The organism is Streptomyces hyaluromycini, from assembly GCF_002217755.1.
Classification (GTDB): Bacteria; Actinomycetota; Actinomycetes; order Streptomycetales; family Streptomycetaceae; genus Streptomyces; species Streptomyces hyaluromycini.
The window spans coordinates 1,718,016-1,724,015 of record NZ_BCFL01000016.1; the positions used below are offsets into that span (position 1 = coordinate 1,718,016).

Annotated in this window: 7 protein-coding genes; all 7 read right to left on the reverse strand. The window is 68.9% G+C overall.

The window, feature by feature from the left end; all coding sequences use genetic code 11:
• Positions 1 to 27: 27 nt before the first annotated feature.
• The 7 genes from SSP29_RS08030 to SSP29_RS08060 all read right to left on the reverse strand — a co-directional run bounded on the left by SSP29_RS08030 (position 28) and on the right by SSP29_RS08060 (position 5,928).
• The gene (locus tag SSP29_RS08030) at positions 28 to 126 is read right to left on the reverse strand and encodes a 30S ribosomal protein bS22 (RefSeq protein WP_003948845.1); all 99 of its coding nucleotides are present in this window, start codon (positions 124 to 126) and stop codon (positions 28 to 30) included.
• A 129-nt stretch (positions 127 to 255) separates the two neighbouring features.
• Positions 256 to 465, reverse strand: a complete 210-nt coding sequence (locus tag SSP29_RS55130; RefSeq protein WP_067299677.1) for a helix-turn-helix domain-containing protein — start codon at positions 463 to 465, stop codon at positions 256 to 258.
• A gap of 130 nt (positions 466 to 595) precedes the next feature.
• A complete protein-coding gene (locus tag SSP29_RS08040) occupies positions 596 to 1,411 on the reverse strand; it encodes a phosphatase (protein WP_089099722.1) in 816 nt (271 codons plus the stop codon).
• A 595-nt stretch (positions 1,412 to 2,006) separates the two neighbouring features.
• Positions 2,007 to 3,179: an acetoin utilization protein AcuC gene (locus SSP29_RS08045; protein WP_089099861.1), complete on the reverse strand. Its 1,173-nt coding sequence runs from the start codon at positions 3,177 to 3,179 to the stop codon at positions 2,007 to 2,009.
• Positions 3,130 to 4,347 carry an MFS transporter gene (locus SSP29_RS08050; protein WP_089099723.1) on the reverse strand — a complete coding sequence of 406 codons (1,218 nt, stop codon included), beginning with the start codon at positions 4,345 to 4,347 and terminating at the stop codon, positions 3,130 to 3,132. The genes SSP29_RS08045 and SSP29_RS08050 overlap by 50 nt, the downstream gene beginning before the upstream one ends.
• Before the next feature lie 81 nt (positions 4,348 to 4,428).
• Positions 4,429 to 5,190 carry a VC0807 family protein gene (locus SSP29_RS08055; protein WP_089099724.1) on the reverse strand — a complete coding sequence of 254 codons (762 nt, stop codon included), beginning with the start codon at positions 5,188 to 5,190 and terminating at the stop codon, positions 4,429 to 4,431.
• A gap of 93 nt (positions 5,191 to 5,283) precedes the next feature.
• The gene (locus tag SSP29_RS08060) at positions 5,284 to 5,928 is read right to left on the reverse strand and encodes an HAD family hydrolase (RefSeq protein WP_089099725.1); all 645 of its coding nucleotides are present in this window, start codon (positions 5,926 to 5,928) and stop codon (positions 5,284 to 5,286) included.
• Positions 5,929 to 6,000: the final 72 nt, after the last annotated feature.

The window sequence follows — 6,000 nt, forward strand, 5'->3', positions numbered from 1 at the left end:
ACAAGCTCTCGCGGCTCGGCGCCGTAATTACTTCTTGTTACGACGCTGAACACGCGTGCGCTTGAGCAGCTTGCGGTGCTTCTTCTTGGCCATCCGCTTGCGCCGCTTCTTGATAACAGAGCCCACGACTACCCTCGCTCACTTCTCATCACTCGGTGCTGGGCATCATGGGCCCATACGACCTACGAGGGGCTAGCCTACCCGCCCGAGCGCTGAGCTCGTAATCGAGGTGCTCCGGGTATCCCGAAACCGTCGTCAGGCGGTCTCCACCCCCACATAGCTCTCGCGAAGGTACTCGTGTACCGCTTGCTCGGGGACGCGGAAGGACCGCCCCACCCGAATCGCGGGCAGATGACCGCTGTGCACCAGCCGGTACACGGTCATCTTCGACACTCGCATCACCGCGGCGACCTCCGCCACGGTCAGGAACACAACCTCGTTCAGAGGCCTCTCGCCAGCTGCCATGACACACCTGAACCTTCCGCACTCGACGGGCCACCGGCTTCCCCTTCCGGTGACTCTTCGTCGTTGCGTGCTCACTCCCCAATGTAGGGGCGGGTGATGCGAGTGGGGAAGAGGTGCACCCATCGGCGGCCTACTGTGACAGACACGCTCGATTGAGTACGTAGCGGGTAAGCGGCGTGTAGTAATCAGACCGCACGCCGTCATCAACCGGAACGGCGACGGACACGGCCCCCTCGGCCTCCCCCACAAAGAGCGCGGGGTCATCCGTATCCGCCAGCCCAATGGCCTCAACCCCGAGCTGACCTGCACCGCAGACCCACCCATGGTCCCCGACCACCAGCTCCGGCAAGGGCCCTCCACCCCCCGCCGCCGCATCCAGCGCCACCCGAACCGGCAGCGGCGAATGCGTATGCGCACCCGGCGCACAACCGGGGCGTTCACGGCCCACTTCTCTCATGAACCCGACGCCTCGTACGTAATCCAGGCTGCACGTACGTAGGCCGAACCGGGTCGTTATGTCGACACAGCGACCCTGCGCGGGGGTGAGAACCTCACATCCCGCCGCCGACAGCGCGTCCGCGAGACCGGCGTAGAACCCGATCAGCCGGTGCGGATGCCCGGTCCCGAACAACACGGGCGCCCGCCGCCGGGCGACGGCCCCCACCCGCTCGGCGAACGCATCCAGCCCCGCGACCGTCAAGTCGGGATCGATCACATCATGCCCTGAAACACACCGCGGATCGTCCGAAACCCCACACTTGGCAGCCATCAACCGAACCAACTCCGCCTCTCCCCACCCCCCTTGCGGATCAATCCCGATCAACACCCGAGGATCCCGAGCAGCGAACAGCCGATAACTACGAAGACTCCGCTCCCGCGAGGTCCCCACCACCCCCGCCAGCCCAGCAGCCACCAAATAACCCCGAAGCCCACCACCACTCAACACACCAGAAATCCTGACGCCCCCCGCCCCACCCCACCCCCAGAACAGCCGAACACCGCACAGTCGGCGTAACGCCGACTAAGCCAGCCCGTCCGGCGTCTGCCGGCATAACGCCGGCTAAGTCAGCCCGTCCGGCGTCCGAGGACGAGACCCGGTCCGCACCCCCACTCTCCAGCCCGTCCTGCGTCCGCGGACGAAGACCGGCGGGCACCACTCTCCAGCCCGTCCGGCGTCTGAGAACGAGACCCGGTCCGCACCCCCACTCTCCAGCCCGTCCTGCGTCCGCGGACGAAGACCGGCGGGCACCACTCTCCAGCCCGTCCGGCGTCTGAGAACGAGACCCGGTCCGCACCCCCACCCACCAGCCCGCCCGGCGTCCGCGGACGAGAGCCGGCCCGCACCCCCACCCACCAGCCCGCCCGGCATTCGAGGACGAGATCCGGCCCGCGCCCCCCCTCCCAGCCCGTCCGGCGTTTGAGGACGAGGCCGTTCAGGCCGAAGCGGGGGTGCGGGGGCGGCAGCCCCCGGAACGGGCGGTCGAAGGGGGTCCACCCCCTGGAGGACGGGACGGGTAGGGGCGGCGGGGGCGAGAACCCGCCTACGCCAGCAACCCCCGCAGCGGAAACACAGCCCGCCGCGTAGCCAGCACGGCCTGATCCAAGCGATCAGCGGGGTCGTACCCGGCCTCCCACCCCGCCCACCCCACCGGCCACCGCCCATCCGTCATCCGCCCAGGCCCCAACTGCCGAGTCCGAGCGAACACTTCCTGCCGCCACCCCTCAGGCACCAACGCCTCAGGCGCAACCTCCCGCCCCGCAGCAATCCCCACCAGATGCGTCCACGACCGCGGCACGACATCCACCACCTCGTACCCGCCCCCACCCAACGCGACCCACTTCCCCCCGGCGTACTCATGCGCCAGCTCATGACACGCCACCTGCACCGCCCGCTGCGCATCCAGCGAAACGGCCAGATGGGCCAGCGGATCCTCGAAGTGCGTATCGGCGCCGTGCTGCGTCACCAGCACCTGCGGCCGGAAGTCGGCGACCAGCTCCGGCACGACGGCGTGAAACGCCCGCAGCCACCCCGCGTCCCCGGTCCCCGCCGGCAGCGCCACGTTCACCGCGGCACCCTCCCCCGCCCCGGCACCGACCTCCTCCGGCCACCCGGTCTGCGGGAACAACGTACGCGGATGCTCGTGCAGCGAGATCGTCAGAACCCGCGGATCCTCCCAGAACGCGGCCTGCACCCCGTCCCCGTGATGCACGTCCACATCCACATAGGCGACCCGCTCGGCCCCCAGCTCCAGCAACCGCGCAATCGCCAGCGAGGCGTCGTTGTAGATGCAGAACCCCGACGCGGCCCCCGGCATCGCATGGTGCAACCCGCCCGCGAAGTTCACGGCGTGATCGACGTCCCCCCGCCACACCGCCTCCGCCGCCCCCACCGACTGCCCGGCGATCAGCGCGGACACCTCGTGCATCCCGGCGAAGGCGGGGTCGTCCTCCGTCCCCAGCCCGTACGACTGGTCGGCCGCCGCCGGATCCGCCGAGGCCGCCTTCACGGCCTCGATGTAGTCCTCCCGGTGCACCAGCCGCAGCGTCGACTCCCCGGCCGGCTTCGCCGCGACCACATCCACCGCCCGATCAAGCCCGAAGGCACTGACCAGACTCCGGGTCAACGACAGCCGGACCGGATCCATCGGATGGCCCGGACCGAAGTCATAGCCCGTTACTGCCTCGTCCCACATCAGCTGTGCGCGGCCGCTCATGCCCGCCACCGTATCGGTCCGACCTGGTCGCGAACGAACGGGCGTACACCAGCGTCACCAGCACCAACACCATCGGCACCAGCATCGCCCCGCGATAACTCCACGCGTCGCCCAGCGCACCCACCAACGGCGAACCGATCAGAAACCCGACGTAGTTGAAGATGTTCAGCCGAGCGATGGCCGCGTCCGAAGCTCCCGGGAACAACCTGCCCGCCGCCGCGAAGGTCTGCGGCACCAGGACACACAACCCCAGCCCCAGCAGAGTGAACCCGACCATGCCGACCCAGGCCCCCGGCGCCCCCGCCACGACCGCGAACCCGACGGCCGCCACCACCGCCCCCAGCCGTACGACGGGTACGGCACCGAACCGACGTACCCCGAAGTCCCCGATGCCCCGCCCGACCAGCGTGGTCACCATGTACACGTTGTACGGCACGGTGGCGAGCTGCTCACTGCTGCCCAGCACGTCCTTCAGGTACTTCGCACTCCAGTTGGAGACGGTCGAGTCCCCGATATAGGCGAAGGTCATCACCAGGCACAGCGGCAGCAGCACCTTGAAGACGACACCGCCCCCGGCCCCGCCGACCGCCCCGTCCTCCACCGGCGCGGGATCACCGTCCACATACCAGCGGCTCCCCACCAGCGCGGCCGGCAGCAGCACCGCGACGACCGGCAGATACGACACCCACAGCGCGAGATGCCAGTGCGCCCCCACCCAGGCCAGCGAGGCCCCGAGGATCCCGCCCAGGCTGTACACGGCATGGAAGCTGAGCATGATGCTGCGCCCGTACGTCCGCTGCAGACTCACCCCGAGCATGTTCATCGAGGCGTCCAGCGCACCCACCGCCAGCCCGAACGCGGCCAGCGACACCGCCAGTTCTGCCATGTTCCCGCCGGCCCCGGCCCCGAGCAGCGCCAGCATCACCACGGGCTGGGACCAGCGCAGCAGCCGGCTCGGCCGTATTCGCTTCACCAACTGCTCGGTGGTGACGCTGCCGACGCCGGCCAGGATCGGCACGGCAGCGAGAAAGACCGGCAGCAGCGCGTCGGAGACGCCGTACCGGTCCTGGATCGCGGGGATGCGCGTCACCAGCAGCGCGAAGGTGGCACCCTGAGTGAAGAAGCTGAACGCCAGCGAGGCCCTACCGCGCCGCAGCACATCTGTCATGGCGGCGAGCGTAGGGCCCCGGCGTACTCGTGGGTAGATCCAGCCAAAGATGAATTTCCTTCAGCTTTACCTCCGGCGGTCTCAGGCGGCAACAGCCGCCTCGCGCCGCGCACCGTCCTCGACGTCCTCCGCCGTCTCCTCCGTCGCCTCCTCCGCGGCCGTGACCTCGGCGGAGATCATGCGGGCCATCGGCTCCGCGGCGAGCCCACCGCTGACCACCATCCCGATCCCGATCGCACCGACCAGGATGACCGTGCCGAGCCACACCATGGTGTCGACGGGCAGTGTGTACGCCCCCACGACCCGCACCACGCACTCGGTGAGCAGCAGCACGCCCCACACGAGCGAGTAGACCCGCTCCGCCCGCCGGAACGCCGCGGACCCGAACCGCAGCCGCTCGAAGGCCGCCTCCCTGGCCGCGTCGCCCTTCACGACGAACGGCTTGAGCCCCTCGGTCATCATCGGCCGGCCCATCACCACCGACACCAGGATCGCGATCCCGATGGCGCTGCTGACCCCGCTGTCCTTGGCGAGCATCAGCCGCGGGTCGCCGGAGACGAAGCTCAGCGCCAGGGACACCACGTTCACCAGCAGGATGAGCCCTGCGAACGCGTTTCCCCGACGCTCCTTGACCACACTCCACACCGTCCGCGCCGCCGGTACCACACTGCTCCAGGCGAGCGCCGCGAAGGTGCTCATCCCGAAGGCGCCCTTGAAGAGGTAGTACGACCCGAGGGGAACCGCCACGTCCACGATCAGCGGCTTGAAGTTCTCCAGCACGCTGGGCTGCTGCTGCTTGCCTTCGTCGTTGTTCCGGGACCCGGTGTTCGTCGTCTTCGTCATGCCCTCAGCTTCGCGTCCGGGCGGGGTCCCCCAGTAGAAACGATCGTCCGGAGCTCGGCATGACAATTGTCAGCGCCGCCGCCGTGCCCCGGGTCATTCCAGCAGGTCAGCCAACTGGCCCATGTCGGAGAAGAGTTGGGTGGCACCCCGCAGCCGCTCGGCCGGTGTCATGGCCGTGAACCCGTACACGTCCATGCCGGCCGCCACGGCCGCCTGCACCCCCAGCGGGCTGTCCTCCACGACGGCACACCGCCCCGGCGCGACCCCCATCCGCGCAGCCGCGTGGAGGAACAGATCCGGCGCCGGCTTCCCGCGCCCCACGTCCTCCGAACTGAAGATCCGCGACTCGTCGAACCACCGGTCGAGCCCGGTCGTCCGGTGCCCCACCCGAATCCGCTCATGACTCCCCGACGACGCCACGCAGTACGGCACCCCGTCCGCCGCCAGCTGCTCCAGCACCTCCGCGACCCCCGCCACGGGCTTCAACTCCTCCTCGAAGGCGGCGAAGACACGTGCATGGAAGACATCGTCGAAGTCGTCCGGCAGCCGCTGCCCCGTGCGCTCCTGGACGAGGTCATGGATTCGGTGCATCGCGGATCCCATGTAGTCCCGTATGGCGTCCTCGTAGGAGGTCCGGTGCCCCAGCTCGGTGAGATAGCCGGCCAGGAGCCGGTTGGAGATGGGCTCACTGTCGACGAGAACGCCGTCGTTGTCGAAGATAACCAAGTCGTAGCGCATGCCCCGAGCTTAAACGCACCCGTAAACGCAGAAAGGCCCACGCCATGACGGCGTGGGCCTTTCTCAATATTT